Source organism: Bradyrhizobium sp. 154 (assembly GCF_023073875.1).
GTDB lineage: Bacteria > Pseudomonadota > Alphaproteobacteria > Rhizobiales > Xanthobacteraceae > Bradyrhizobium.
Genome location: NZ_JADPKG010000086.1, coordinates 1 through 2,597, shown reverse-complemented (window position 1 = coordinate 2,597; position 2,597 = coordinate 1). Strand labels below are relative to the sequence as shown.

2 protein-coding genes and 2 pseudogenes are annotated in these 2,597 nt (G+C 57.1%); all 4 read right to left on the bottom strand.

Features of this window, described 5'->3' with window-relative positions; all coding sequences use genetic code 11:
• Positions 1-202: pseudogene (locus IVA92_RS20820) on the bottom strand (transposase); the annotation flags it as partial.
• A gap of 274 nt (positions 203-476) precedes the next feature.
• Positions 477-1,337, bottom strand: coding sequence for an acyl-CoA thioesterase II (locus IVA92_RS20815; RefSeq protein ID WP_247281533.1), 861 nt, complete (start codon positions 1,335-1,337; stop codon positions 477-479).
• A gap of 682 nt (positions 1,338-2,019) precedes the next feature.
• Positions 2,020-2,413: pseudogene (locus IVA92_RS20810) on the bottom strand (MaoC family dehydratase); the annotation flags it as partial.
• A 24-nt stretch (positions 2,414-2,437) separates the two neighbouring features.
• On the bottom strand, positions 2,438-2,597 hold a 160-nt coding region (locus IVA92_RS20805), incomplete at its 5' end, for an IS3 family transposase (RefSeq protein ID WP_247534173.1).

Sequence of the window (2,597 nt, the reverse complement as noted above, 5' to 3'; positions counted from 1 at the left end):
TGATCGTAGTTGCCGGTTGCGAGGCGTTCTGCCATCGGCTGAACGCTCTTGCGATCGCCAGGACCGATCAATCCCGCAACGTAAAGGGGACACATCCGCTGCCGGGCCCAACCGCTGCAAGAACGGCTTCAGCCAGCCTTCGAGTTCGTCTTCCCATTCCGCCATGGTCAGCCCTTCCAAGAGCCGACCACCCATGAATCATTGAAAAATCGATTCGGGAATCCTAAAAATTCAGAGGAATCCGACAATCTGCCAAAGTAGTGCTAACACCGCAGACTTCATCGCAGCATGAAAGGTCCTGAGCGTCGGGAAGACCGTACCGACAGTGGCCTGGCAATCGAGGCGATGTGATTTTTCCAGGCATCAAATGGTCGTTGAGCCACTCCTTTGTTCTCGGGAAGGCACGCTAGCAAGCAGCATGGACGGTCCACTTGTCGTCGCTCGCTCAAGCCAGGCCTTCCCCGCACTGCGCAAGCTCAGCGTCGCTCGCGCACCGAGCCCTCTTGGGCGACCGAAGCCACCAGCGTGCCGTCGCGCGTAAAGATCAGCCCACGAGCGAGGCCACGTCCGCTCTGCGCGCTTACCGATTCCTTGGCATAGAGCAGCCAATCATCGGCACGGAAAGGACGATGAAACCAGATTGCGTGGTCAAGACTTCCGGACAAAATGCGTCCATCGAACAGTGTACGCCCATAGCGTGCCATCACGGCATCCAGCAGCGACAAATCCGAGGCATAGGCCAGTGCGCAAATGTGCAGCGCCGGATCATCGGGCAGCTTTCTCGCGGCTCTCATCCACATATGTACTCTTCCGTCCTCGATCTTCTGGCCAACATACCGGCCGATCTGGACGGGACGAAGCTCGACCGGACGATCAGGTTCATAGTAGCGCTGAACAATTTCCGGTAGATCCGGATATAGTGATTGCCTCGACAACTCTTCGGCTGCGAAATGCTCCGGCCCTGGCACCTCCGGCATTTTATCCTGGTGTTCGAACGTGCCATCCTCGCCCTTATGAAACGAGACCATGACCGAAACGATTGTGCTACCGCGCTGCATCGCCGTGACGCGCCGGGTCGAATAACTTTTACCGTCGCGTAGGCGCTCGACCTTGTAGATCAAGGGTACCCGAGGATCGCCGGTATGGATGAAGTAGCGATGTAGTGAATGCGGCAGTCGGGCTTTGACTGTGCGACACGCTGCAAGCATTGCTTGACCGATCATTAGGCCGCCGAATACCCGTTGCTCGCCTGCGTTCGGACTGTTGCCGCGAAATAGGTCGATCCCGACGGGGTCGAGGTCGATAATGGCTGCAAGGTCGACCCGACTTTTTTGCATTTAAGAGGCTCTTAGCTTGTTCAGTGTCACCGCTGGAGCGGTGGGATCATGAGCCCCAGCGTCGTGAGGCTTTGAGAGATGAAACATCCTCGTAGCGAAGAGCCGCGTTTGAGGTCCGGTGCTCGAACTGCCTCTCCACAGCACTCAATACGTGCGACAGCTCACGCCGCCCACCTTTCGGCATGCCGCCCCGCACATCAGCTGATCTAGCAAAGAATGAGGAGCTTCTTGTGCCGTCGATACTGGTCCACCGTCAGCGATTGGTTCCGGACCTGTCGTGAACCAGACAGCTGGGATACGATTGGTGTATCTTACGATACGACGCGACAGCTTATCGAGCTGCTTCCTAGAATCGCAGGTCGTACCCGCTGCGACTCAAGGGGATGCTTCACCGCGGAAGACATAGGGGTACGTTGAATACGACCACCTCGCCAACTGAACGATTCGAACTGAAGGCGCGCAGGCCTCGCCGCATGGATCGCATATTGTCGCCCACGCGCGCGATGAGCCGAAATGGCCTTCCTTGAGGCCCGCAGTTGAAGTGCTCCGAACGCCTCGGGTTCGTTGCGCGGCCCTTCTAAGCAGACGTTGCCGCGGACCTTTCATGCATGTCGGCAAGAACCGCTCAAAGAGCGCGACAAACTCGCAGCCGAATAGGTACAAGAAACGGTCCAAGCCCTGCTCAGTGTAGCACCGTCTGCCCATTCTTGACGACCGTAACCCGACGCTCTCTTACGCAAGCTTCGAATGAGATCGAATTACCGTCCTTCCAGAGATTGATGGTAATAACTTCTCCCGGGAACACGCGAAAAGCGGGCGCGATGACGATGAAAAGCAGGCGGATCGTAGTCGGCGTAGCTCTGCAGGACGGCTCTTCAGGCCAGCCCATACGTGCACATTCCGTGCAGAATGGGCCTTGGAAAACCGGCTCGACAGGCGAACTCCGGATCACTATGCAAAGGATTTCGGTCGCCAGAAGGACGATAGATCAGGGCTTGGTCAGGTCGGGTTGGGATATCGAGTGATCTATCTGGTGCTCGGCGGGGCACTTGGTGCGGCTCGGGCATCCCTGAGCTGCTGCGGGTTTGATGGACACCAGGTTAAGCTAATCCCACCTTGCGCTCGAACTCAACCGGGCTGAGATACCCGATGGTCGAGTGCCTGCGGATCGTGTTATAAAATCTTTCGATATAGTCGAACACATCGGCTCGTGCCTCGTCTCTGGTTCGGTAGATCTTGTTGGCGGTCCGTTCGGTCTTG

What these genes read in the sequence shown, in the direction of transcription:
- IVA92_RS20815 (WP_247281533.1), bottom strand. Translation starts at nt 1,337, where the DNA reads ATGCAAAAAAGTCGGGTCGACCTTGCAGCCATTATCGACCTCGACCCC.